Genomic DNA, 25,533 nt, shown 5'->3' with positions numbered 1-25,533 from the left:
AAATGTGGTTACCCTTTTTTTAATATGCTTATAGTTTGAAAGCGCAAACAAATACCTATATATATGCTCTCTTGATGAGCTTATTTTAATTACACATTAAGCAATTGGTTCATAAATTATCGAGGGAGACCCTAACTAGCGTTAATTGATTCGTTAATTAATGGATAGATAGTCAATGTTTCGAAAGGCATAATAAAGAAAAAACTAGGAGGTACAAGAAATGCTTAAATATGCTTATGAAGAAAAGACATTGTCTTCTGAAGCTCAAAAAATGCGTGATATTCTTGTTGAGTATATTGCGGTCGTTGGGAGAAGATTACCGGATGACGTAACAAAAAAATTGGACGAGCTTTCAAAAATTGAAGTCGATCCATTACAACAATTGGTTTACGATACGATGAAGGAAAATCAACTGTTGGCAGAAGAATTAAAACGTCCGAGTTGTCAAGATACTGGAGCGCTTCAATTTTTCATCAAAGTTGGATCGAAGTTTCCACTGCTCAGTGAGCTGAAAGATATTTTAAAAGAAGCTGTTTATCTCGCAACACAAAAAGCGCCGCTACGACACAATGCTGTTCAAACATTTGATGAGTATAATACTGGTTTGAATATCGGGACTGGGTTGCCAACGGTATACACAGAAATCGACGGAGACAGTGATGATATCGAAATGTATGTATATATGGCAGGTGGGGGCTGTAGCTTACCTGGTGCTGCAAAAGTTTTGATGCCTGGTGAAGGATATGAAGGGGTTGTACGTTTTGTAATGGATCAAATGACTAGTTATGGAATCAATGCGTGTCCTCCTCTATTAGTAGGTATTGGAATTGGAACCTCAGTAGAAACGGCATCGATGAATTCTAAACTTGCTTTGATGAGAGAGGTTGATAGCGTTAGTCCTAATGAAAATGCAGCGATGATGGAACGTTTACTTGAGGAAGGAATCGATAATATTGGCTTGGGACCGCAGGGATTTGGTGGTGAAAAATCTGTTATGGGCGTCAATATCATTAATACTGGAAGACATCCATCTGTGATTGGAGTAGCAGTGAATGTTGGCTGTTGGTCTCATCGCCGCGGAAAAATCAACTTTGATCGTGATTTAAACTATGAGTTGCCATTACATGAAGGAGTAGAGCTATGAGAGAATATCATTTAAAAACACCTGTTAGTGCCGAGGATATTAAGGATATCCGAATTGGTGATATTGTTTATTTAGAAGGAACTTTAGTGACTTGCCGAGACGTTGCACACCGTAGAGTCGTTGAAGAAGGCCGTCCATTGCCGGTTGATGTCAAAGATAAAGCAATTTTGCACGCAGGTCCGATTGTCAAGGACCACGGGAACAATGAATACGAAATGATCTCTGTTGGTCCGACAACTAGTATGCGTATGGAAAAATTTGAAGAAGAGTTTATCAAAGAGACTGGTGTTCGTTTGATTGTCGGAAAAGGCGGCATGGGTCCGGGAACTGTAAAAGGTTGTAAAGAAAACAAGGCGCTGCATCTGGTTTATCCAGCGGGGAATGCGGTTTATGCTGCTGAAAAAGTTGAAAGAATTGTCGATGCTCAGTGGAAAGATTTAGGAATGCCTGAAACATTATGGGTAAACGAAGTAAAAAATTATGGTCCATTGATTGTTTCCATAGATACTGAAGGGTCTAATCTTTTTGAAAACAATAAAGTAGAGTTCAATAGACGTAAAGAAGAAGAAATCGAACGAATCAGCAAGCAAGTTGGGTTTATTAAATAGGGAGTGGAAGCCTGATTAGTGGCTTCCATCGAAATGAAGGAAAAGAGGGTAAAGAAATGAGTCCTGCTGTTATCACACTTCTATTTTTAGTATTTGCGATTGTGATGTTTGTCACGGAGAAAATTCCTTTGGCATTAACATCTATGATTGTCTGTATCGGATTGATCTTAACTAAAGTATTGGACCCGAAAGAAGCTTTCAATGGTTTTGTAAATACCAATGTGATTCTATTTGTGGCTATGTTCGTAGTGGGTGGAGCGCTCTTTGAAACAGGTATGGCCAACAAGATTGGTGCCGTAGTTTCTAAATTTGCGAAATCTGAAAGACAGCTGATTGTAGCAATTATGGTTATAACAGGTACCATGTCGGGTTTTCTTTCAAACACGGGAACCGCTGCTGTTTTAATTCCTGTTGTTATCGGTATTGCATCTAAGTCCGGATATTCCAGAGGTCGATTGTTAATGCCTCTAGCTTTTGCTGCGGCGATGGGAGGAAACTTATCTTTAATTGGCGCACCGGGCAACTTGATTGCTCAATCTGCTTTGCAAGAAATGGATATGAGCTTTGGATTTTTTGAATTCGGTTATGTTGGATTGCCGATTTTAATTATTGGGATTCTCTTTTTCAGCTTGGTTGGTTATCGGTTTTTGCCTAATGAAACAACCATAGATGATGATGGCGCTTTTTCTGATGATGTTGATTATTCACACATTCCTAAATGGAAACAGACGTTGTCTTTAGTTATTTTGATCATGACTATTCTTGGTATGATTTTTGAAAATCAAACCGGAATTCCATTATATGTTGCTGGTTGTGTAGGAGCCATTCTTCTAGTACTGTGCCGTGTTATTACTGAAAAGCAAGCATATAAAGCCATCGATATGCAGACGATTTTCCTTTTTGGCGGAACCTTGGCCTTAGCAAATGCATTGGAGCTTACTGGTGCAGGAGAAATGATCGCAGATGCGGTAATCGGGTTATTAGGTCAAAATGCTTCTCCGTTCGCATTACTGACAGCTATCTTCTTATTATCAGCTGTGTTAACTAACTTCATGTCAAATACTGCTACTACGGCGTTGTTGGTTCCAATCAGTTTGTCTATTGCAACAGGAATGGGTGCTGATCCAAGAGCTGTACTGATGGCAACGGTTATCGGCGGCTCTTGCGCGTACGCAACACCGATCGGAATGCCGGCAAATACGATGGTACTTTCTCCAGGTGGCTTCAAGTTCATGGATTATGTGAAAGCGGGACTACCTTTGATCGTAGTATCGACGATAGTAAGTCTAATATTATTACCGATCTTGTTTCCGTTTTATCCATAGAAATTCTTTGTCAGCCTCCTTTATCTGAAAATAAGGGAGGCTTTATATTTAAAAAATGGAAAGGACTCAAAAATGAAAATTGAGATTACTGATACGATTTTGCGGGATGCGCATCAAAGCTTAATGGCTACCCGTATGTCGATGGAAGATATGGAACCAGTGTTGCCACTGTTAGACGAAGTAGGCTATTCATCACTTGAGTGTTGGGGCGGAGCAACTTTTGACGCTTGTATACGTTACTTAAATGAAAATCCATGGGAACGTTTAAGAAAAATAAAGCGTTTAGTTCCTAATACCCCTTTGCAAATGTTGATCAGAGGACAAAATCTATTGGGATATCGACATTATGGAGATGATGTTGTTGAAAAATTCATTAAGCTTTCGGCGGAAAATGGCATAGATATTTTTAGAATCTTTGATGCATTAAATGATACAAGGAATCTTCAAACTGCGTTGAAAGCTGTAAAGAACACGGGGAAAGAAGCTCAATTAGCCATTGCTTACACGATTAGTGATGTTCATACCATGGATTATTACGAATCACTTGGAAAAGAATTTGCTGAAATGGGTGCTGATTCTATTTGTGTGAAGGATATGGCAGGAATATTGACACCAAATAAATGTCGCGAACTAGTCAAACGGTTAAAAAAAGCGACTAGTCTACCAATAATTGTCCATACACATTGTACCAGCGGTATCGCTCAGCTGACTTATCTAGCTGCCATTGAATCAGGGGCAGACCGTATCGATACTGCACTTTCTCCATTTAGTGAAGGAACCAGCCAACCAGCGACAGAGTCGATGGTCCTAAGTTTAAAAGAAGATGATTATGAGCTATCTATCGATGTCGAGAAAATGGAAGAAGCAGCAAACTATTTTCGGGATATCAAAGATAAATATCTTGAAAACGGATTGCTTGATCCTAAAATGTTAACTCCTGATCCAAGAGCACTACTATATCAAGTGCCAGGTGGAATGCTTTCCAATATGTACTCTCAATTGAAGCAAGCCGGCGCAACCGATCGCTACGAGGAAGTACTGAAGGAAGTGCCAAAAGTGCGAGCGGATCTAGGTTTCCCGCCTTTAGTTACACCATTGAGCCAAATGGTTGGAACTCAGGCAGCAATGAATGTATTGACTGGTGAGCGCTATAAGATGGTTTCAAATGAGGTCAAATCGTATCTTTTAGGTGAGTACGGAAAGTCCCCCGTTCCAATTGATGAAGCATTTATTACCTCAATAGTAGGGGACAAAGAACGAATCACCGATCGTCCTGCGGATCATATTGAACCAGAATTCGACGTATTGAAACAAGAAATCGGGAAACTCGCTAAGAATGATGAAGAGGTATTGATCTACGCTCTGTTCCCGCAGGTAGGAAAAAACTTTTTAGAAGGACCAGGAGAATCAGAAGTCAATGCAGCTGATCCAGAACAACCGATTAAAATATTTGCCTATACAAGGAGCTGATTATATTAATGGAACATACAATTATGGATTCACTAGGCCTGACTATTGTAGCGATGTCGCTAGTCTTTCTTATTTTATCGGGACTAATGGTTTTGATGCAGATAACAGCAAAACTTGTGAATAAATCGGATAATGACGTAAAAGAAAAAGTATCCAAATCATCCCAAGTTGCCAAGTCAACGATGGTTCAACCAAATGCTGAATTAGAACGCGTAGCTTTGCTAACAGCACTAGCAGAAGCAAGTGAAAACAAACAAGGAAAACACTATCAAGTAGAAAAAATCGAACGAGTTAAATAAGGAGAAGGTCAAATGAAACAATATGAAATTAATGTGGATGGGCAAGTATACAAGGTGACATTAAGGGAAATCAGTGAAGAGGAAGCGACTCAAGTTGCTAAGACTTCACACGAGATTTCTCCATCGGAAAAACCTAAGAGTGGTGGTGGAAAAGAAGTACCAGCACCAATGGCAGGAAACATTTTATCGGTTAATGTAAAAACAGGAGATACGGTGAATGCTGGCGATACTCTAGTTATTTTAGAAGCAATGAAGATGGAAAATGAAATTGTTTCACCAATCGATGGAGTCGTTTCAAGTATCCTTGTTCAATCAAATCAAACAGTCGAATCAGGAGAATTACTGGTTGTATTATAACAATGGAGGGATACTATGTTAGAGATTTTTCAGCAAATGATTGAAACATCGGGTTTTGAAAATCTGTCATTCAACAATCTATTTATGATCGTTTTAGCCTGTATATTTTTGTATTTGGGAATTAAGAAAGAGTATGAACCCTATTTGATGGTTCCAATTGCTTTTGGAATTTTACTTGTCAATTTACCTCTGGCAGGTTTAATGAGTGAAGCCGCAAATAATAATCCAGGGGGGCTATTCTACTACTTGTATCAAGGGACTAACTTAGGTATTTATCCTCCACTAATCTTCCTTTGTTTAGGCGCTTCAACAGATTTTGGACCGCTAATCGCTAATCCTAAGACGATTCTTTTAGGCGGTGCCGCACAATTTGGTATTTTCGCCGCATTTTTCTTAGCAACGGCTCTAGGAATGACACCGCAAGAATCAGGTGCTGTAGGAATTATTGGAGGGGCTGATGGTCCAACAGCCATTTTTGTTACCACAAGATTAGCGCCTCACTTATTATCGGCAATCGCACTTGCCGCATATTCTTACATGGCGTTGGTGCCAATCATTCAACCACCAATTATTCGTCTCTTGACTACAGAAAAAGAACGAAAAATCCAAATGACTCAAGCTAGGACAGTTTCACAAACCGAGAAGATTCTTTTTCCGATTGTGACCACCATCTTTATCAGTCTAATCGTTCCAAGCGCGACGACACTGATTGGCTGCTTGATGCTAGGGAATCTGATAAAAGAGATTCGTATCGTCCCTAAACTAACTGAAACCTTAACTAACTCGATGATGTATATTGTGACAATTCTATTGGGTGTAACAGTTGGCGCAAAAGCAGACGGAGACTTATTCCTGTCCCCAGTAACATTGAAAATCATCGTTTTGGGTCTATTGGCTTTCGCGATTGGAACTGCTTCGGGTGTTCTTTTAGGAAAGGTAATGTATAAGCTTTCTGGCGGAAAAATAAATCCGATGATTGGAGCAGCTGGCGTTTCGGCAGTTCCGATGGCAGCCCGTGTCGTTCAAAAAGTGGGGCAACATGAAAATCCAAATAATTATTTATTAATGCATGCAATGGGTCCCAATGTAGCAGGAGTTATTGGGTCAGCGGTAGCAGCAGGAGTTTTGTTGGCATTCTTTAGTTGATTTAAGCTATCGCGCTATAGAAACAGCCATCTTCGAAAATAAGTGAGAATTCCTTGTAGGCAACTATTTGTGAAAGAAAAAGATTATGATCGAGAGGCTGTTTCTTGAGCGCCAACAATAAAAGTTTCACGACTATATACATATTTTTCAGCAATAAAGTTTCAGTTTTAATCTAGAAAAACTGCGTAACAGGAAATTTTTACATAAGCGCTGGAAGGAGAGGATCATGGAATTCATTCCTAAAATAAATTTAAATGACTATACCATGCACGCCTTGAGGACTGGAATTGGGAGTTCTATTGCTATACTGATTGCCGAATTTTTTTCCTTAGATTTTTCATCTTCCGCTGGCATAATTACTCTTCTTACTTTAGCTGTTACAAAAACTGAAACTATTCGATTAGGGATCAATCGGATAAGTACTTTTTTGATTACGATGTTTTTTACACTGACTTTCCATCCATTTTTAGGAAATAATTGGTTTACCTTTGGAGTTGTTTTAACAATCATTACCTTCATATTTAGCTATAAGAACTTATTGTCCACTTTATCTGTTAATGCTGTTTCGATCACACACCTCATGTTTCGTGCCGAAATAACCATGCATGATCTATTGAATGAGTTTTATTTGTTGTTGATTGGTCTGGCTATTGCCATTATTGTTAATCAATTTCAGGCCTATTCTCGCCAGAGAAAATTTTTAGAACGATCAAAGAAAAGTATCGAGAAAAGGTTTGTTTGTATTTTCGAGAAAATGATCGATTATGTCAAAGGACCAGAAAAGAAAAGTACTATCTGGGATGAAATCATTCAACTTGAAAATGATCTAATGGAATTAACAAAATGTGCAGTGAAGTATCAACAGAATCGATTACCAGTAAAGGATGATTACTTTGTCGATTATTTTGAAATGCGTTTACAACAATGCGGCTTGCTACATAATCTCCATTATGAGATTAAGAATATCAGAAATAATGAAGAAGCCATCCAGATAATCAGCTTGCTTGTCACTGAGATAAAAAAACATATTGAAGATCAATTTTTTTGTAGCGAACAAATCGACTATTTGTCGGAGTTAATCATCGAGTTACAGGAAGAGCACGTTCCATCATCTAAACAGGAGTTTATTAATAAGGCTCGACTCTATCATATTTTGAAAGATTTTGAAGATTTTCTCAAATTCAAAAAGAGATTCTATGAATCAATTGAATGATTGAACATTATTTTAGAAACATCAAGAAACAGAATCACTATCGATAATTTGATAGTGATTCTTATTTTTGTCTACTGATTGATGCAATCAAAAAGACTATTATCATTTTTGAGATTCGATTTGAAATCTGAAAATGTCAAAATTAAATAATTTTAAATCAACCAATCTAAGTTTCATATTTCAGGAGATTTAGTTTATGTATGTATGAATAATTAATTTGTTCTATGACAATTAAATATCAATTTTTGGATAACGTTTTAAGTTGATCGAGCTATAGTACAGATACGCCATGAAGTAGTAGCCGAGCGAGACAACTCTGATATCATCTTGACTTTGGAAAACAAGATGCCAAGACATCAACTTACTATAATGATACTCACACTCAAAAATGTGTCTCGCTGCTAACTACAAGGGGAGGTGAAATACCTGTGCGCCAATCCTAAGGCGGTTCAAAATAGTATCAAGCTTACTTAGAAGTGGAAAGGAGATTTTGTAATGATTCAATTTGTTCTTGTCTTAAAACAAATTAAGCAAAATAATCCAAGAGGTACCCATAATAAAAGAAATAAATCAGAATGAAGAATATCTGAAAAATGAATTGCTACCTGTTGTTAAAAAGTTGATTGAAGACTATACATCGAATCTGCTGTCAATTAAACAACTACCATTGATTCTAACTAATGAAGATTTGAAGAGAGAATTTCAAATCAGTAACAGTACACTTAATAGATTGATCAATCTTTCTGATTTTCCGGATTGTTGGTACGGTATACGAGGACATTATTCTAGAGAAGATATTCTTGAATGGTACAGAAACAAAAATTATGATCCATTCATAAAAAAAATGCAGTCATTACGATCTTTATAGAATTTATTTTTGGAGGAATTTAGCCTATAATGAAATTCATAGAATACTTCGATAAAGTCTCAGTAACCTCAACCTCCTTCTTTTATTAGGAGGAAAAATGGAAACGAAAGATAGATTTAAAAAGCAAAAAAATTCATTAGGAAAGACAACTTGGTCTTTTCAAGCTTTTAGAACCACTAGAAGAGGTTTCAAAACAAAGCGGGAAGCTCAACATGCTTATTTGGAGCTTGAAAAAGATCATAAAAGAAGGAAAAAAATATTCGGTAGTAACGAAAAATTTTCGGTTATTGCTGAAATGTGGTTTGATTACTATAAAGGACTTCGTGAACAAAAACAAAGCACATATGACAAGAGGGAAACACTAATGAAAACTCTCTCGATGTGTATTGGAGATAAGGAACTAAAATCAATTGATACAGATTTTCTAGTCAACTTGTTTTTTGATCTTAAAGAGAAGGGATATTCTAAAAACTCTCTTTATAGTTTTAAGCAAACGTTGAATATGATTTTTAATTACAGTGTCAAAAATAAGCTCTTATCTCAAAATCCATTGGAAGGTGTTACACTTCCCAAGTATCAGAAAACTGTACAGGATTTAAAACAATCTTTGGAAAGTTTAGATCAGAAATATTTAACAATCGATGAACTCCGTACTTTTCTGAACTATGCAACGGTTCATGAAGATTTGACTCTTAGCACTTTGTACCACGTTCTGTTTTATACAGGATGTCGTGTGAGCGAAGCACTTGCCCTACAACCACAGGATATTGACTTCAATAAGAATGAGATCCTCTTTTATAAGCAAACCGCTGTCAGAAGTAAACAGATTGATTTTAAAATTGAAACAACAAAAAGTGCAAATTCGGCAAGACGAGTTGTTGTTACTCCACTTGTCATGGAAAAGTTGAAACACTTGATTGTGGTACTAGACGAAATGCGTTCCCAATTAGATTTCATTATTGATCAGTCATACTTGTTTGTTTACTTGGAACCAAAAAAACGAGGGTTACCATTTAGGAGAGACTACGTGAATAACCATATCAAAAATTGCGTTAAGAAATGCGGAATCACTAAACCATTTCATACACATTTAACGCGGCATACAATGGCAAGCTTGGTAGCTGAGCATTGTAGCTGGGACGTTCTTAAAGCAAGATTGGGTCATGCGGATAAGTCTACGTCAGAAATTTATCGTCATCTTACTGAAGATGAACGTTTAAAACCGCTGAATGCTTTTGTTGATCTCGAGAGTTAATCGTTATTTAATAGATACGAATATTAGTGATTGTTTCACAAGGTCAAATAATTCGCAGTCAAAGTGCAGTTGTCCTACTAAGAAACATTTATATATCAGTCTTTTATAGACTTTCGCAGGAACAAAGAAATCAGAAGATAGGCAAGTTTCTAGACTTCCTGTTGAAGTACAACCTGCGAAAGTCCTTGGTAAACAAGGACTTTTTCTTTTGCTCGTTTGACGAAATAATGAGCTGATTACATCGGAGCCGCTGTTTCCATCAAACTAAAAATAAGGTGAGCCTCAAATTATCGAGTCTCACCTTTTCGTTTTATTGAATTTTTGCTAAAATCAATTGCGCGCAATCGATCTGGTTAGGGATATTGCCTGCCTCGTCCTTGACGCGCCAAATATCCGGAGTGATTTCGTCAACAACATACATTTTGCCCGATTCATCATAGCCGATTTCGATTTTGAAATCGATCAGTGTAAGGTTCATTTCTGCTAAAGCCACTTTGAGAACTTCGCCGACCTTTGTCAAAATATCGAGCCCTTCATCAAATTGTCCAGGTTTTAAAATGCCTTTCATTTGGCACAATCTGTCCGTAATCAATGGGTCGCCCTGCTCGTCGTCTTTCAAAGTAACTTCCAAATAAGGAGGATCAAAAGGCAAGCCTTCTGGTAATGTGAAGCGACGGCACATGCTGCCGGCTGTGAAATAGCGCAAAACAAATTCTAAATTTGGTACTGTCAATTGTCGAACTTTCATTAATCCCTTTTCGACATCTGCTCCTAAGTAATGAGTAGGGATTTCGTTTTTTTCCATTAATTCAAAAAAGTATTTTGAAATCGTTAAGCCGATTTTTCCTTTGCCTTCGACGCTGCCGCCGACTGTGTTAGAACCTGGATCAAAGACACCATCTTCGCCTGTGGCACTGTCCTTAAATAGTAGATGGACCTCTTTGTTCTGCTCATCAAGTAAAACCGTCTTTGTTTTGCCATCGTATAATTCTTTCATAGTTTCCCCGCCTTCTTTAACGATCACGTATCTTCAAAAATAATAACACTTGGTATTTTTACTGTCGATGTTTTTTCGAATTTTTGTACAGTTATTCTGGATAATGTTCGGGTTTGACGTAGATTTATCCTTAAATAATCATTTATTCACCTTTTCTTCATCCTTATGACTAACGATCTTCGATGTGAAAAAATAAAAATCAACAGATGAACCAAGAGTATTTATGGGAAGGAGCTGCGATTCTATTGAACTTTTTTGATAGACTTTTGTGTGGACAGCGGATAAACTTGTAAAAATAGCAGGAACGATGAAAGGAGCACAGAAAAATGGAACTGCATACAAAGAGATGTACAATAAGAGAATTCATAGAAGAGGATATTCCTGCTTTTGTTCTGTACCACAATGACGACGATTGGATGCGATATCAAGGGTTCAAGGGACGTACAAAAGAAGAATATCGGAAATACTCTTGGAAAATCCAGTGATCACAAACGGAATGCAGCTTGCGATTATAGATAAGCAGAATGGATCACTCATCGGGGATGTCTATTTGAAAAAGGAAGATACGCATATTTGGATTGGGTATACCATTTCTCCTTCAAACAGCCGCAAGGGCTATGCCTATGAGGTCATTCAGGAAGTCATTGAATGGGGGCGAAGTCAAAAAGACATTTCAGCAGTGAAAGCAGGTGTCGATCCGGCTAATACTGCGTCAATAAAACTTTTGCAAAAACTGGGGTTTTCAATCGTGATGGAAGAAGAGGATGAGGATGTTTACTTGTTCGCGTTTTGATGCAGTAGACAGAAGACATCCTAGGATTTTATTTAGTAAAGCTCTAAGCATTTCAACAGAAAAATACTTGATGACCATTATTGGGTATTCAATAAAGAAGAAGCTGTCTACCAATTGTATCAAGACTAATTTTGAATCATGCGATTGTAGCTTTTCGCCTTCTCGCATTGAACAGGCTGGGCACTGATTAGTCTCCATATAAAACGTTAATAATTGATTCTTGTCTTGATTTTTCTTGCCTGTCCGTGCTTTGCAGCTCGCTAATTGTCGTCTCGTTCGAATACAACAGGATGTTGACAAAGAAATACCTGTTGATACGCAAAAGCTGATTCAACAGAAAAATGTCTTAATTTCAAGTAATATTGACAATTGTATATCCATATGTTAACTTTTATATGACGATAATTCTGAATTGGTCATATAGAAATGAGTGGGTCTATGCCAAGATTTACAGAAACAGAGCGTAAAGCAATTGAAGAAACCCTTCTGGAGCAAGGAGAAATTTTGTTTAGCAGCTTAGGGTTAAAAAAAGTAACAGTGGATGACTTAGCACGAAGCGCCAATATCTCCAAAGGTTCTTTTTATGCGTTTTACCAAAGTAAAGAACATCTTTTCATGATAATCAACTTTTCGATTCAGGAGCGGATTTTTGCCGCAATGAAACATGAGCTGGATCAGCATACTCACTTGGAGACAAAGGAGCTGGCAATGTACATTTTCAAATGGCTATTTGAAAAGATCAAGGAGTATCCGCTTCTATACAACATTGACAGTGAAACGATTCAGCATGTTCAGAGACGTCTGCCAAAGGAGCTGTTTGACGCGCACACCTTGGATGACGTCAAAATGCTGAAAACCTTAGAAGATTATGGAATCTCTTTCAAACAAGACGCTGTGGTGATGGCGAAGGTATTTCAAGCGATCTTCACTTGTACCACGATTTTCATGAACGATCCAGACGGTAATCAAGTGTTGACGATCCTGCTGGAAGGCGTATTAAATCAATTGATCTAGGATTGGCAAAGACCGATCCTTTTTTAAAACCAATTTAATGACCATAATTACAAAATGGTCATATAGAAAAGAGGGAGCATTTGATTACTGTAAAGAATGTCAACTTCAGCTATACGAAACAACCGTTTCTGCAGGATATTACTTTTTCGGTGCAGAAGGGTGAGATCTTTGGGTTTCTAGGTCCTTCGGGTGCTGGCAAGTCTACCTTGCAGAAGATTTTGATCGGGTTGATTTCAAACTATGAGGGAGAAATATGGATAGATGGAATGGAGCGTCGGGAATATGACAACCAATTTTATGAACGAATCGGGGTAGATTTTGAGTTTCCGACCTTGTATGAAAAATTTTCAGCAAAACAAAATTTGAATTTTTTCGGTTCTTTGTATCAAGGACCTCTGCGTCGAATCGACGAGCTGCTGGAAAGCGTTGGACTGCAAAATGAAGGAAGTAAGCGCGTAAGTGACTTTTCTAAAGGAATGAAAACACGGTTAAATTTTATCAGGTCGTTGATTCATGATCCGGATATCCTCTTTCTCGATGAACCCACCAGCGGTTTGGACCCTGTGAATAGTCAGAAAATGAAGGAATTGATCTTAGCGGAAAAAGCCAAGGGGAAATTGATTCTTCTGACGACACACAATATGTATGATGCCACAGAATTGTGTGATCAGGTGGCGTTTATTTCGGAGGGAAGGATTTTAGCCTTAGACAGTCCGCATCATCTGATCATGGCTGCCGGGGCAGCTAAAATTCGCTATTCGTATCTGGAAAAAGGGGAAAGCGTTCAGGAGTGCTTGCTGAAAGCAACAAGTGAGGATCGCTTGCTGCAGCAATTGATTCAAGAAAACCGGTTGCTGTCGATCCATTCTAGTGAGCCGACGTTGAATGATTTGTTTATCGAATTGACTGGGAGGAGTTTGGAATGAGACTGAAACAGGCGATTTTAAAAGACAGCTATTTTCAATGGAAATACAACTTCTATTTTATCTATGGTGTTGTCTGTCTCGTATATGTAGTGATTTTGAACGAACTGGCGGATGCCATCCAAGCTCAAGCAACGACGATCCTGATTTTTTCTGATCCAGCGGCGATCGGGTTGTTCGTGATGGGTGCCATCATTTTGTTGGAAAAAAGCCAAAGAGTCTTAAATTCTTTGGCAGTTTCACCATTAAAACCGCAGGAATATATTCTCTCAAAGGTTGGCTCACTATTGATTTTGTCTGTACTCTTTGCTGTGATTCTTTATTTACCGACAGAAAAAAAGAGTGTGGCACATATGCTCTTAGGGACATGCTTTGCATCGATTCAATTTTCATTGTTGGGATTGATTGCGGGCAGTCCTATTCGCAGCCTTAATCAATTTGTTTTAGCGAGTGTCGGAATCGAGCTGGTTTGTTTCATTCCGCCGATTCTTTCCATTCTTCGGGAGGATTATGGATTTCTGAAGTTTCACCCGTTCAGTGCAACAATCCGTTTGATTCATGGCAGCAGCGGATCGTTGATCGTGGATGGGGGAGTAAACATCGCTCTTATGATTTTGCTGTACCAGATTTGTTTGGTTCAAGTCAGAAAAATGTTTCGACAGCTCGGAGGAGCGAAGTTATGAAAAAATATGCAGCCAGCAGTTTGAACCTGTTTCGACAAATAGGGAATGATTATATGCTTGCCGTTCTTTTCTTGGTTCCGATTGTTACTGGGTTTCTATTAAAGTTCTTTGTTCCGTACGTGCTCCGCATCGTTTCCAACTATACGGAAGTACCTGATTATATAGTTTTATTATTAGACATGCTGTATCTTTTGATCACACCATGGATGTTCTGCTTTGCCTTTGCACTGATTTTTTTGGAAGAGATCGATAACCAGCTGGCTAGATACTTTATGGTAACTCCTTTAGGAAAAAAGGGTTATCTTTTTTCAAGAGTGGGTATCCCGGCTATCGCTGCTCTGGTTTTTACTCCGATTTTTCTAGGTATTTTTCATAGTAGCGGCCTTAACTGGATTCACGTGCTGCTGCTTTCGATCTTTTCGGCTTTGTTAGGGATGATTCTTGTACTAATCATTGTCGCCTTTTCAGCCAATAAATTAGAAGGCATGGCAGTCACGAAAATTGCTTCCTTGACTTTGCTGGGAATTCTACCACCATTCCTTTTGCAAGGGGATCGTCAATGTTTCTTTTTTCTGCTTCCGGCCTATTGGCTGGGAAAATATGTCGTGGAATCAAGACTGTCTGCGCTTATCACTGGAGTGCTTCTGGCACTTTTGTGGATTCTATTTTTAGCCAGAAGAATTTTGAGCAGATTGGCGCAATAAGATCTGTCAAGAAGGAGGCCGCTCATTTGACCTGGGATCAGTACTATATTCAAAAAAATAAGAAAAAGATTTTTTGTAATCAATGGATCTACAGCAAATCAGCTTTAAATATTATTATTACCCACACACCGATTGTATCGACCACGGATTTCCAGAGTGTTTATGAACCTTTAACCAACTATCCAGTCAATATTTTCGCGTTCGATTTTAGCGGGACAGGATGTAGTCAATCCGACGGTCATTTAACAAGATCTAGTATTCTCTCCGATTTAGATGCTGTGATTGCCTATATCGAAGAGGAGTATTCTGAAAGAATCTTTTTGTATGGCACTACCGGAATCGGCGGGATTTTTGCTCAGTATTACGTACAGGCGCGAAATAATGTGAAAGGGTTTGCGCAATTTGCATGCCTCTCTTATGGTGAAATGAAAGGAATGGGGTATCCGCGATTCTTAGTTAAACTGCTGTGCCCGCTATTACAAGCAATTCCGAATTTTAAATTCACTATGAAACCGCCTGAGTATACTGGGTATCACGCAGAACTAGATGAAGCAATGTATGTAAAAATGGTCAGAGGGCGAACGGATTTCTGGAAGACCGATAGCAAATTTTTGTTAGCCTTGTTGGAAATGGCGGTACACAAAGACAGCATGCTGCAAAAAGAATTAAGGGTCCCAACCTTGGTATTTAAGACCATGCATGATCGCTACTTTAGTCCAGCTCATTTCGATAATTATTACAATCATTTGACTTGTTCCAAAAAAATGATTGAAATTGATGATGTACACAATAGTTATTCTATCCATTGTGAGTCCTTCTGCAAAGAAGTATATGATTGGTTTAGGAGTATTGATTAGAAAAGTCTTGTTCACTATCAGTGTCCAAGACTTTTTGAACCAAGATATAGCTGAGCGATTCAAGCTCCTACAAAAGAGAAACGTTTATGAATTGAAAATCATTCTTTATATTCCTGGCGGTGTCCTCAAAGTGGATATTACACAAGCACATTTTAACTTTTGGTAAAAATGTGCTGATTTTTTGTCTGATGTTGACTCAATCTATTTTCCGATTTACACATTGGCACCATCTGTCACATTCCACGCAATTTTTTAAGAGTGTTTGACCTGCTATCATCAAATTCTCGAGAAGCACTCAAATGAATCGGCTTATATGAAAGAAGATGGTTATTCATATCTTTAAAAATAGAAAAGCGCTATAATAAATGAAACGAATGTGTGAAAATTCACAATTTATACAACGCTCATATCTACAAATGAAGGTTGCTATGCCTTTTAGAAAACGGCAATCTTTTTTTATACAGAAATGAACGAAGGAGTGATGGAAATGATCCAAGTATTGTCAGATCCAGGCTGTCCCAATTGTCGAAAAACTAAAAAACTGCTGCAGATGAATCAGGTAGATTTTGAATCGTACAATCTGCAAACGGAGGCGCTCCAACGGGAAACCTTGACTACCATCTTAGAACTGGTAGAGGATATCAATGAAATTTTAACCGTGGGTTCCCCAATTTATGACGAACTGTCTCTTGATTATTCCCAATTGTCCCCTGATGAATTATTGACTGTACTGCGTACGTATCCTCATTTGATTAATCGTCCAATTTTGTTTAATGACCATCATTTGTGTGTGGGGTATGAACCGGAAAAGCTTGAACCGTTTGGTGTAAGGGCAGATTTATTTTAGGGAATTTTGTTGCTTGACCGTCTGATAGATAGGCGGTCTTTTTGTTTGAGTTCTGCAGAAAAAGATGTTTTGATCTGAAGGCTTTCCAACTAAGTAGGGTATGAAACCCCTGTAAAATACACGATAGCTCTAAAAATCACCAGCCGGTAGATCAGCTGGTGATTTTCCATTTTCATTCGTATTCTGTCAATTGACTTCCATCAAAAGAGAGATATTCGACATCATTTTTCACATCAATTACAGCAGCAATAAGCTGCTCTTCGTCTACATCAAAAATCACTTTTATTTCTTTTAGATCAGCAAGCAGATAACCTTGTTGCTGCCATTGAGAGGTAATGAGATTATAGAGTGTGGTGTAATCGACTAATTTGCCATCGATCAGCAGATTCATGTAGAGATCATTGTTGTGGCCTTCGACATGCAGCAGCTGATTTTCTGCATCTGATGCTTCTTTTCTCACAGGTTCGGCTTCAATTTGAGTTGCTTTTTTTGCTAGTTCGTCTGCCAAGTCATTGTAAGTATCTCCAGAATGGGCCTTTACCTTTGTGAATGAGACATCAATTTTCTTTGATAGAGGCTTAAAGGCTTCCACGTAATACTGCGAGACCGGTTTATTTGCTCGCCAATACCCAAGCGCCCACTTTTCAATTCCCTCATAATCATAATGGATCTCAATATCGGAGTATTGGTGTTTGATCGCCCAAGAAACAGCTTCTAAAACACCAAAGACCTCTCCAGCGATTTGATAGCTTTCCGTGAATTCTTTATGCTTGCCGGGAATCGACAGCTCTTCTAAAATTGTATTGCCTTTTAGTAGGACGATTCCTGAGCCATAAGCCTGTCTTTTTTTATCGAAAGAACCATCTACGTACGCGATCAGGCTATCTTCATTTCTTAGTTTAGTCTTTTTCGCTGAATCTCCTTTGACAAATGCTTCGGCCTCTGACTTTGTTGCAAAGGACTTGTAGATTGCTCCAGAATACCCTTTGATTTGTTCTTGGCAGTTAGCCCAGGTAGTGAACACACCAGTCTTCCTGCCTTTTTTTACCGCATAATACTTCGTCACAGTGTTGTCTCCTTTTCGATGGATTTTGCTTCCCTATTATACCAAATTAATCATTTAAAAGTACCTGATAAGAAGAAGACGAGGAAGGGCTAAATCCTTTTTACGATTGATCACAGTTTCTACATCATTTAGAGCGTTTTGCTATAGGGAAACGCGGATTGCTCAACTCGAACGTAAATGTTTCGCGGTTTACCCAATCGACAGTATAAGAACTATCATACAACTGCAGCAGGAACTGAGCCATTTCTTCACTGGTATGATAAGTTCCAAAGGCTTGGTCGTAATCATAAGTATCCGTGTTCGCTGCTATCTGGCCGAACTCGGTTTTGGTGGCAGCAGGAGCTAATAACTTGGCTCGCATGCTGGCACCAGCAGCAATCAATTCTTCTGCTATCCCTTCCGGTAAAGGCGCTGACAAAAAATTTGGTGGCGCAATATAAGACCGCATTAGGGACGATCGTATACCTGCCAGCAGATGAGATATTGATCAGTTGAGTTCCGGCTTTTGAAAAGTAATCCTTCACAAACAGGCTGGAAAGAATAGCAAATGCCTCAATATTCAACTGTAGGAGATGCTCCGTTTTTTGAAGATCATTTGTTCGTAGCCCGCCATACATTCCAATCCCGGCATTGTTGATCCATGTTTCAAGCTCATAGATTGTCAAGTCTGAAAAAAGCTGGTAAACATTCTCCTTGATGGTCAAGTCGACAGGAAAAATCAACACCTCAAGATTTGGATTTTTCTGTCGGATCGCTTGTTTCAATTGCTGCAGCCGCTTCTTTCGACGTGCCACCAAAATGAGCGGCTTGTCACGGTCAGCAAAGGCCTTGGCCGTCTCATATCCAATTCCTGAGCTGGCACCGGTGATCACTGTGTATTTTAGTTTTTCCAAAGTAAATACCTCCTTAATGTCTGTACCTAAGACAATAATTGCTGGAGTATACTCTAGGTCAAGCAGAAATTAAACATGCTGATTTTGTTCAGCAAGCATTTCCTGATAAATCGTAATTTTGGTCTCCAAAAAGGCGATATGGGTGTCAATTTCTTCTTTCTTTTTCTGCAAACTAACGGATTGCTGAAAGAGCAGGGCTAAGCGTTCCTCAACCGTCTGTGCTCCTTGATAACGTAATTCGGCATATTTTTTTATGTCTTGCAGTTTCATACCAGTTTGCTTTAGCTTGCTGATAAAGTCGATCCAGACAAGGTCTTTTTCGCAGAAGACGCGCCGGTTGTTTTGGTCGCGATTGGGTAGAATGATTCCTAGTTTTTCATAATACCTGAGTGTGTCGATGGAAAAATTAGTCAGCTTGGCAAATTCGCCAATCGTATAGGTCATCTCTTAACCTCCCGTTCAAAGTTAGTGTTAAGTATACTAAAAATCGACATCTACAGAAACAAACGTTGAATGCATCGTCTTATAAATTAACCTATGAATAGGAAAGCTGTTAGCAAGGATGTCATGATTACTAGAGAAATGTTTGTCGTGCATCGATGGGAAACAGAGTCGTAACCAAAAAAGTTTATGCTGGGTTAGATTGTTTATTCAAATGGAGAACCAATTGAAACAATCCAAACAAATATTCTTGAAGCGCTTTGTCATTGTATCTGAAGGCTGTTACAATAAAAGGCAAGATTGATTCTCTAACGAAAAAGAGACAAGAGGAGACGAGCAGCGATGTATTTATTTCAACGGATTGAAGAAGCAGCCTTTAAGCAGAGTGATGCGCGACGGACGATTGGCGAATTTATTTTGGAGAACAAAGACCAGCTGCAGGACTTATCGATGGAAGAGATCGCTAAGCAAACCTTCACTTCCAAACCGACACTGGTGCGTTTCGCTAAATACTTTGGCTATTCCGGCTGGAAGGAATTTATGTATGCTTTTCATCATGAGGTTGCTTATTACGACGACACGGCTTATGCCGATATTGACCCAAATTTTCCTTTTTCTGCAGAGGCTGAAACATTGGAAATCATTGAGAGTTTAGTTAATTTGAAGATGCAGAGCATCAAAGATACGGTATCCTTGATTGCAACAGAGGATTTGAACAAAGCGGCGGAATTAATCCTTCGGGCAGACAATGTGGTTGTCTACGGTACAAGTCCTAATTATTATTACGGCGAGCTGTTTAAACGCAACCTGTTAACGATACGCAAGAAAGCTTTTATGGCAAAAGCGGGGGAGTCCGGTGTGATTTCTCATTCCTTGAATCAACGAGATTGTGCAGTTATTATTTCTTATTCTGGCAATACACCGGAGGAGAGTCCTACCAGTAATGTAAAAATCTTGCTAAACCGCGGGGTTCCCATCATCAGTATTACCAGCGGCGGCAAAAATTACTTGCGGGATTATTCTGATGTTGTGCTGAATATTTCCAGTAAAGAAAAGCTTTATTCAAAAATTTCCAATTTCGCCACCCAGGAATCCATTTTGCTGATTCTCGATGCGCTGTTTGCTAAGGTATTTGCGTTGAATTATGAGGAGAACAAGGTGAACAAAATCGCCAGTGCTAAGCAGCTGGAGTCGCGGAGACAGGCGACGTTTAAGGAGCTGGAGGAGGGGTTTTAACTTCTTTGTCGCATCTGTCTTTTTATCAAAACCCAAAACGCATTTCACAAAACGGGCTTAATTTCCCAAGTTTTGTGAAATGCGTTTCGTCTTGCTTTGAAACTATTGGAAACGCTATCCGGACATGATAAAGTGCACTTACAGACAAGCAATGAAGACACCGGTGAGTTTCAAAAACAAGCTGCTTGTTCCAGTGAAAGGGGTAACATCATGAGTAAGAAGTATCAGTCGTTGGCTCGTGACATTGTGAAAGAATTGGGTGGGAAGGAAAACATTACCGAAGCCTATCATTGTCAAACACGTCTACGTTTTAAATTAGTGGATGAAACGAAGGTAGATGTAGCAGGTTTAGAAGCGCTGGATGGCGTAACTAAATATATTTTTAATGCGGGTGTTCATCAGGTAGTCATTGGCACCCATGTGAAGGATGTTTTTGAAGAAGTAGAGAAAAATGTGGATGTATCCGCTTCAGGAGAAGCGAGTGGTGAGAAAAAAGGCATCATGACCACCATCATCGAGTTTGTGGCGGGAACTTTTCAGCCAGTGATTCCGGCGTTATCAGGTGCCGGGATGGTGAAAGCGGTACTGGCTTTATTGATGGTTTTTGAGGTAATCTCAGCAGATTCGCAAACCTACTATTTATTAAATATGTTTGCGGATGGGGTGTTTTATTTTCTGCCGATGATTTTGGCCTTTACAGTAGCACAAAAACTACGCTGCAATCCGATTTTGGCAGTGTCTGTGGCGGCGATTATGCTGCATCCCAATTGGGGGGCGTTAGTAACAGCGGGTGATCCAGTACATTTTTTTGACATTATTCCTTTTACCTTGGCAACATATACTGGTTCTGTGATTCCGATTTTGCTGGTAATTTTTGCACAATCTTATGTAGAAAAATTCTTGAACCGCGTGATTCCGAAATCAGTAGAGCTGGTGTTTGTACCGATGCTGACGTTCTTGGTGATGGGTACTTTGGCTTTAGCTGTTTTAGGGCCGATCGGAACGGTACTTGGCGGATATTTAGCAACCTTCTTTACTTTCTTGAGTGTGAATGCCAGCTGGGTTCCGGCAGTATTGATCGGCGGATTTTTACCAATCATGGTAATGTTCGGCTTGCACAATGGGGTGGCACCACTGGGAGTTATGCAAATGGCCGAGCTTGGCTATGACAGCATTTTTGGTCCTGGTTGTGTGTGTTCCAACATTGCTCAAGCAACTGCTTCAGCGGTGGTAGCTTTCCGGACCAAGGATAAAAAGTTGAAGCAGCTGGCAACTTCGGGTTCGATCACGGCGTACATGGGGATTACGGAGCCAACCTTATATGGGGTTAACCTGCCGAAGAAATATCCATTAGTAGCAGCGATGATCGGTGGGGGTGCTGGCGGATTGTTTGCTGGTTTGACTAACACTCACCGTTTTGCGACAGGCTCTTCGGGTGTTCCAGCGATTCTGCTGTATATTGGTGACAACACGATGCGTTTTTTTTGGAACATTGTCATTGCCTTGATTATTTCAATGGTGGTCTCTGGTGTTCTAACCTATCTTTTGAGCTTTAAGTTTGAGAAGGAAGATATTCCGGAAATAAAAGAGCTGATTTTAGAAGATACGCGGGTAATTAGTCCGATGAAGGGAAAAATTATTCCTTTAAGTGAAGTACATGATGAAGCATTTGCTTCCGAGGCTTTAGGCAAAGGTTTTGCGATTGAGCCGGTGGAAGGTCAGGTAGTCGCTCCTTTTGATGGAACCATTGCGGCGATTTTTCCAACGAAGCATGCGATTGGGCTGGTTTCGAATACTGGCGTAGAAATCCTGATTCATGTGGGCTTGAATACGGTGGAACTAAACGGGCAATATTTTGATGTGCTGGTGAATGCTGGCGACACAGTGAAAAAAGGGCAACCGTTGTTAGACGTTGATCTAGCAAGCATTCAGGCAGCGGGTTATGAAACCCAGGTTCCAGTGGTGGTGACCAACAGTCCGCAATACTCATCAATCGAGACGATTGCTCAAGGATCAACCGACTGCCAGGAAGATATTTTAGCGGTAAAAGTTTAAAACAAGGGAGAGGCAAAAAATGGCTTTAGATAAAAACTTTTTATGGGGCGGTGCCACAGCTGCCAATCAAGTCGAGGGCGGCGTATTAGCAGGTGGCCGTAAGCTGTCCAATATTGACCTGCTGCCTTGTGGTGAAGACCGTAAAGCAGTCGGTTTAGGTGAAATGGAAATGCTGGAATGGCGGGAGGATCATTATTATCCGGCTAAAGAAGCGATTGATATGTACCATCGTTATTTGGATGATATCCAATTGTTTGCCGAAATGGGCTTTAAGGTCTATCGCATGTCACTGTCCTGGTCGCGAATTTTTCCTAATGGGGATGAATTGGAGCCGAACGAAGAAGGGCTGGTTTTTTACGAAACTATTTTTCAAGAATTAAAAAGACACAACATCGAGCCGTTAGTGACGATTGCTCACTTTGATGTGCCTGTTCATTTGATTAAGGAATATGGCGGCTGGCGCAGCCGCAAGCTGGTGAAGTTTTACAGTCACTATGCGGAAACTGTGCTGAAGCGGTTCAAGGGTTATGTGAAGTATTGGTTGACGATTAATGAAATTAATATTTTATTGCATCAGCCTTTTGTCGGCGGCGGGATTATTTTTCGAGAAGGCGATAACAAGGAAGAAGTGAAATATCAGGCGGCTCATCATCAGCTGGTGGCGAGTGCGCTGGCGACGAAGATGGCTCACGAGGTAGATCCGGAGAATCAAGTTGGCTGCATGCTGGCTGGCGGCAGTCATTATCCCTACACCTGTCGTCCTGAGGATTATCAAGAGGCGATTAAGCGGGATCGCGAAGGTTATTTCTTCATTGACGTGCAGGCACGGGGCAAATATCCAAACTATGCCTTGAAGAAATTTGAACAGGAGAGGTTAAGGATTCAGATGGAAGCAGGCGATGAAGAAATCCTGGCTTCGGCTCCGGTTGATTTTGTTTCCTTTTCTTATTATTGCTCCCGCACAGTCAGCGCCCATGCAGAGGATTACCAGCAGGCTACCGGCAATATTTTCGCTTCTATTAAAAATGAGCATCTGCCGTCAACAGAATGGGGTTGGCAAATCGATCCATTAGGCTTGCGCAACTCCTTGAATCAGCTGTATGACCGTTACCAAAAACCGTTGTTTATTGTGGAAAATGGGTTAGGTGCGGTGGATGTACCGGACGAAAACGGGTATGTAGCAGACGATTATCGTATTGATTATTTGAAGCAGCACATCGAAGCCTTCAAAGCAGCGGTGGAAATTGATGGGGTGGAACTGTTAGGCTACACGACTTGGGGCTGTATTGATTTGGTTGCAGCCAGCACGGGTCAAATGAGCAAACGTTACGGTTTTATCTATGTTGATCGCGATGATCAAGGCAATGGAACGATGAAGCGGACCAAGAAAAAATCCTTTGATTGGTACAAACAGGTGATTGCTTCTAATGGTGAGCAGTTAGAGGTAGCCGAAGCGGTCAACGTATAATCTTGGCATCAAAAAGAATGGTTGAATCCATTCTTTTTGGTGTTTCTGAGCAAGGAGGCTGAAATGAAGAAAATGTTGTATTTGGTTCGCCATGGAGAAACGTTGTTCAACGCTCAGCATAAAATTCAAGGCTGGTGTGATTCACCTTTGACTGAACGGGGTATTTACCAAGCCCAAATTGCTGGACAGTATTTCCAAAGGGCAGGTATTACCTTTGATCAGGCATATTGTTCTACCTCAGAACGTACCTCGGACACATTGGAGCAAATAACTTCTCAGTCCTATACGCGTTTGAAGGGGTTGAAGGAATGGAATTTTGGTCAGCTGGAGGGAGAAAGTGAGCAGCTAAATCCCGCATTGCCGTATCGAGATTTCTTTGTCCAATATGGCGGTGAGGAGGAGCAGGCTTTTCAAAGGCGGGCAGTATCCGTTTGTACAGACTTGATGAAGCAGGAAGCAATGACGGTTTTGGCGGTAACGCATGGGGCTTTTTGCGGGCAATTCCGCAAATTTTGGGACGAACACAGTCGACCTGAGTACCGTGCTGACAAGCACAGCCGTCGAATTGGCAATTGCTGCATTTTTAAGTATGAATATCAAGAGAAAAAATTTTCATTGTGTGCGATCATTGATCATGAGGAACAAATCAAACGAATGAAAGGATGAACGAAATGGAGTATGTAAAATTAGGTAACACGGGGATGGATGTATCACAGATTTGTTTGGGCAGCATGAGCTTTGGCGATCCGAACAATTGGATTCACAAATGGGTACTGGAAGAAGCTGAGAGCCGTCCGTTGATTCAGCGGGCGTTGGATTTAGGAATTAACTTTTTTGACACAGCCAATGTTTATTCTCTAGGACGCAGTGAAGAAATTCTCGGCAAGGCACTGAAGGATTTTGCTAAACGGGATGAAATCGTGCTGGCCACGAAGGTGCATCAGAAAATGTTCGACGGTCCGAATGGTCAGGGGTTGTCTCGCAAGGCTATCATGTCACAAATTGATCAAAGCTTAAAACGTCTGCAGACGGATTATGTAGATTTGTATATTATTCACCGCTGGGACCCGTTTACTCCTATTGAGGAAACGATGGAAGCACTGCATGATGTAGTCAAGGCGGGAAAAGCCCGTTACATTGGTGCTTCAGCCATGTATGCTTATCAATTTCAAAAGGCCAATCACGTAGCGGAAATGAATGGCTGGACCAAATTTGTTTCGATGCAGAATCATTTAAATTTAATTTACCGGGAGGAAGAACGGGAAATGATTCCGTATTGCCTATCAGAAAACATTGCCCTAACACCCTACAGTCCGATGGCTTCCGGTCGTTTGATTCGAGATGCTTCAGTCCAAACTTCCCGTAGCACGACGGATCAGGCGCAACGGGCGAAATACGATCAAACTGCGGAAATGGATCAAATGATCATTGATCGGGTGGCCGAATTGGCGGACAACTATGAAACCAGCCGAGTAAATATCGCATTGGGCTGGCTGCTGCAAAAAGATCCTGTGGCAGCGCCAGTTGTGGGCGCCACCAAAATGAGTCATGTCGAAGGTGCGGTTGAAGCAGTTGATTTCAAGCTCACTCCAGAGGACGTTGCTTATTTGGAAGAGCCCTATGTGCCCCATCGAATTGTGGGACATTCATAAGATTCTAGCATCGGCCATGTGCTGCCGATGCTTTTTTGTATGTTTGAAAACCACCTGCTGTGCTGGTGGTTCAAAAGAGCTTCCAGCGTGGTAATAAAAAGACCTCCCAAAATTGATAAACTGATGTTGGTTTCCCGACCGCATCACTATCAAAGATAGGAGGTATCCTTATGGAAAAGGACAAAGAAAGTTTATCACATAGTAAATGGAGATGTAAGT

General features: G+C 40.1%; 26 protein-coding genes and 1 pseudogene. 23 read left to right on the top strand and 4 right to left on the bottom strand.

Going from position 1 to position 25,533, the window contains the following annotated elements; all coding sequences use genetic code 11:
- Positions 1-220: 220 nt before the first annotated feature.
- The 10 genes from ttdA to NRIC_RS00080 all read left to right on the top strand — a co-directional run bounded on the left by ttdA (position 221) and on the right by NRIC_RS00080 (position 9,685).
- A complete protein-coding gene (gene ttdA, locus NRIC_RS00125) occupies positions 221-1,144 on the top strand; it encodes a L(+)-tartrate dehydratase subunit alpha (RefSeq protein WP_146620662.1) in 924 nt (307 codons plus the stop codon).
- Positions 1,141-1,752 carry a L(+)-tartrate dehydratase subunit beta gene (gene ttdB, locus NRIC_RS00120; RefSeq protein WP_146620661.1) on the top strand — a complete coding sequence of 204 codons (612 nt, stop codon included), beginning with the start codon at positions 1,141-1,143 and terminating at the stop codon, positions 1,750-1,752. Before ttdA ends, ttdB begins: the two co-directional genes overlap by 4 nt.
- A gap of 56 nt (positions 1,753-1,808) precedes the next feature.
- The gene (locus tag NRIC_RS00115; RefSeq protein ID WP_146620660.1) at positions 1,809-3,077 is read left to right on the top strand and encodes an SLC13 family permease; all 1,269 of its coding nucleotides are present in this window, start codon (positions 1,809-1,811) and stop codon (positions 3,075-3,077) included.
- A 72-nt stretch (positions 3,078-3,149) separates the two neighbouring features.
- Entirely contained in the window at positions 3,150-4,547 is a 1,398-nt protein-coding gene (locus tag NRIC_RS00110) for an oxaloacetate decarboxylase subunit alpha (protein ID WP_146620659.1), read from the top strand.
- A gap of 8 nt (positions 4,548-4,555) precedes the next feature.
- Positions 4,556-4,846 (top strand): OadG family protein, encoded by a 291-nt coding sequence (locus NRIC_RS00105; protein WP_146620658.1) that lies wholly within the window; start codon positions 4,556-4,558, stop codon positions 4,844-4,846.
- 12 nt (positions 4,847-4,858) lie between these two features.
- Positions 4,859-5,203: a biotin/lipoyl-containing protein gene (locus tag NRIC_RS00100; RefSeq protein ID WP_146620657.1), complete on the top strand. Its 345-nt coding sequence runs from the start codon at positions 4,859-4,861 to the stop codon at positions 5,201-5,203.
- A gap of 15 nt (positions 5,204-5,218) precedes the next feature.
- Positions 5,219-6,349 carry a sodium ion-translocating decarboxylase subunit beta gene (locus NRIC_RS00095; protein WP_146620656.1) on the top strand — a complete coding sequence of 377 codons (1,131 nt, stop codon included), beginning with the start codon at positions 5,219-5,221 and terminating at the stop codon, positions 6,347-6,349.
- 226 nt (positions 6,350-6,575) lie between these two features.
- The gene (locus NRIC_RS00090) at positions 6,576-7,562 is read left to right on the top strand and encodes an aromatic acid exporter family protein (RefSeq protein WP_146620655.1); all 987 of its coding nucleotides are present in this window, start codon (positions 6,576-6,578) and stop codon (positions 7,560-7,562) included.
- Positions 7,563-8,115: 553 nt separating this feature from the next.
- Positions 8,116-8,430 carry a DNA-binding protein gene (locus NRIC_RS19425; RefSeq protein WP_146620879.1) on the top strand — a complete coding sequence of 105 codons (315 nt, stop codon included), beginning with the start codon at positions 8,116-8,118 and terminating at the stop codon, positions 8,428-8,430.
- A gap of 97 nt (positions 8,431-8,527) precedes the next feature.
- Complete coding sequence (locus tag NRIC_RS00080) at positions 8,528-9,685, top strand: tyrosine-type recombinase/integrase (protein ID WP_146620654.1); 1,158 nt, start codon at positions 8,528-8,530, stop codon at positions 9,683-9,685.
- Positions 9,686-9,995: 310 nt separating this feature from the next.
- Here NRIC_RS00080 and NRIC_RS00075 read toward each other — a convergent pair whose 3' ends face one another.
- The gene (locus NRIC_RS00075) at positions 9,996-10,682 is read right to left on the bottom strand and encodes a phosphoribosylaminoimidazolesuccinocarboxamide synthase (protein ID WP_146620653.1); all 687 of its coding nucleotides are present in this window, start codon (positions 10,680-10,682) and stop codon (positions 9,996-9,998) included.
- Between the two features lie 326 nt (positions 10,683-11,008).
- Here NRIC_RS00075 and NRIC_RS19145 point away from each other — a divergent pair, with 326 nt between their 5' ends.
- The 8 genes from NRIC_RS19145 to NRIC_RS00045 all read left to right on the top strand — a co-directional run bounded on the left by NRIC_RS19145 (position 11,009) and on the right by NRIC_RS00045 (position 16,503).
- On the top strand, positions 11,009-11,167 hold the full coding sequence (locus tag NRIC_RS19145; protein ID WP_175579951.1) for a GNAT family N-acetyltransferase: 159 nt from the start codon (positions 11,009-11,011) through the stop codon (positions 11,165-11,167).
- A complete protein-coding gene (locus NRIC_RS00070) occupies positions 11,152-11,475 on the top strand; it encodes a GNAT family N-acetyltransferase (protein ID WP_146620652.1) in 324 nt (107 codons plus the stop codon). Before NRIC_RS19145 ends, NRIC_RS00070 begins: the two co-directional genes overlap by 16 nt.
- A 438-nt stretch (positions 11,476-11,913) precedes the next feature.
- Positions 11,914-12,489 carry a TetR/AcrR family transcriptional regulator gene (locus NRIC_RS00065; RefSeq protein WP_175579950.1) on the top strand — a complete coding sequence of 192 codons (576 nt, stop codon included), beginning with the start codon at positions 11,914-11,916 and terminating at the stop codon, positions 12,487-12,489.
- 80 nt (positions 12,490-12,569) lie between these two features.
- Positions 12,570-13,415: an ABC transporter ATP-binding protein gene (locus tag NRIC_RS00060; RefSeq protein WP_146620650.1), complete on the top strand. Its 846-nt coding sequence runs from the start codon at positions 12,570-12,572 to the stop codon at positions 13,413-13,415.
- Positions 13,412-14,095 carry a fluoroquinolone export ABC transporter permease subunit gene (locus NRIC_RS00055; RefSeq protein ID WP_146620649.1) on the top strand — a complete coding sequence of 228 codons (684 nt, stop codon included), beginning with the start codon at positions 13,412-13,414 and terminating at the stop codon, positions 14,093-14,095. The genes NRIC_RS00060 and NRIC_RS00055 overlap by 4 nt, the downstream gene beginning before the upstream one ends.
- Complete coding sequence (locus tag NRIC_RS19420; RefSeq protein WP_227873688.1) at positions 14,092-14,799, top strand: Rv2686c family ABC transporter permease subunit; 708 nt, start codon at positions 14,092-14,094, stop codon at positions 14,797-14,799. The genes NRIC_RS00055 and NRIC_RS19420 overlap by 4 nt, the downstream gene beginning before the upstream one ends.
- A 26-nt stretch (positions 14,800-14,825) precedes the next feature.
- Positions 14,826-15,656 (top strand): serine aminopeptidase domain-containing protein, encoded by an 831-nt coding sequence (locus tag NRIC_RS00050; protein ID WP_227873687.1) that lies wholly within the window; start codon positions 14,826-14,828, stop codon positions 15,654-15,656.
- Between the two features lie 487 nt (positions 15,657-16,143).
- Positions 16,144-16,503 (top strand): ArsC/Spx/MgsR family protein, encoded by a 360-nt coding sequence (locus tag NRIC_RS00045; protein ID WP_175579949.1) that lies wholly within the window; start codon positions 16,144-16,146, stop codon positions 16,501-16,503.
- Positions 16,504-16,675: 172 nt separating this feature from the next.
- Here NRIC_RS00045 and NRIC_RS00040 read toward each other — a convergent pair whose 3' ends face one another.
- The 3 genes and pseudogenes from NRIC_RS00040 to NRIC_RS00030 all read right to left on the bottom strand — a co-directional run bounded on the left by NRIC_RS00040 (position 16,676) and on the right by NRIC_RS00030 (position 18,906).
- Complete coding sequence (locus NRIC_RS00040) at positions 16,676-17,569, bottom strand: ribonuclease H1 domain-containing protein (RefSeq protein WP_146620646.1); 894 nt, start codon at positions 17,567-17,569, stop codon at positions 16,676-16,678.
- A gap of 124 nt (positions 17,570-17,693) precedes the next feature.
- A pseudogene (locus NRIC_RS00035) lies at positions 17,694-18,462 on the bottom strand (SDR family NAD(P)-dependent oxidoreductase).
- Between the two features lie 69 nt (positions 18,463-18,531).
- Positions 18,532-18,906, bottom strand: coding sequence for a MerR family transcriptional regulator (locus NRIC_RS00030; RefSeq protein ID WP_146620645.1), 375 nt, complete (start codon positions 18,904-18,906; stop codon positions 18,532-18,534).
- A 339-nt stretch (positions 18,907-19,245) separates the two neighbouring features.
- On the opposite strand from NRIC_RS00030, the gene NRIC_RS00025 reads away from it, so the two are divergent.
- The 5 genes from NRIC_RS00025 to NRIC_RS00005 all read left to right on the top strand — a co-directional run bounded on the left by NRIC_RS00025 (position 19,246) and on the right by NRIC_RS00005 (position 25,314).
- On the top strand, positions 19,246-20,139 hold the full coding sequence (locus NRIC_RS00025) for a MurR/RpiR family transcriptional regulator (protein WP_146620644.1): 894 nt from the start codon (positions 19,246-19,248) through the stop codon (positions 20,137-20,139).
- A 210-nt stretch (positions 20,140-20,349) separates the two neighbouring features.
- Positions 20,350-22,194: a beta-glucoside-specific PTS transporter subunit IIABC gene (locus NRIC_RS00020; protein WP_146620643.1), complete on the top strand. Its 1,845-nt coding sequence runs from the start codon at positions 20,350-20,352 to the stop codon at positions 22,192-22,194.
- A gap of 19 nt (positions 22,195-22,213) precedes the next feature.
- A complete protein-coding gene (locus NRIC_RS00015) occupies positions 22,214-23,662 on the top strand; it encodes a 6-phospho-beta-glucosidase (RefSeq protein WP_146620642.1) in 1,449 nt (482 codons plus the stop codon).
- A gap of 63 nt (positions 23,663-23,725) precedes the next feature.
- A complete protein-coding gene (locus tag NRIC_RS00010; protein ID WP_146620641.1) occupies positions 23,726-24,328 on the top strand; it encodes a histidine phosphatase family protein in 603 nt (200 codons plus the stop codon).
- Between the two features lie 5 nt (positions 24,329-24,333).
- The gene (locus NRIC_RS00005) at positions 24,334-25,314 is read left to right on the top strand and encodes an aldo/keto reductase (protein WP_146620640.1); all 981 of its coding nucleotides are present in this window, start codon (positions 24,334-24,336) and stop codon (positions 25,312-25,314) included.
- Positions 25,315-25,533 lie beyond the last annotated feature (219 nt).

This window comes from Enterococcus florum, from assembly GCF_004309355.1.
GTDB classification, from domain to species: Bacteria; Bacillota; Bacilli; order Lactobacillales; family Enterococcaceae; genus Enterococcus_A; species Enterococcus_A florum.
The sequence above is the reverse complement of the archived record's forward strand: the minus strand, read 5'-3'. Positions and strand labels throughout refer to the sequence as shown.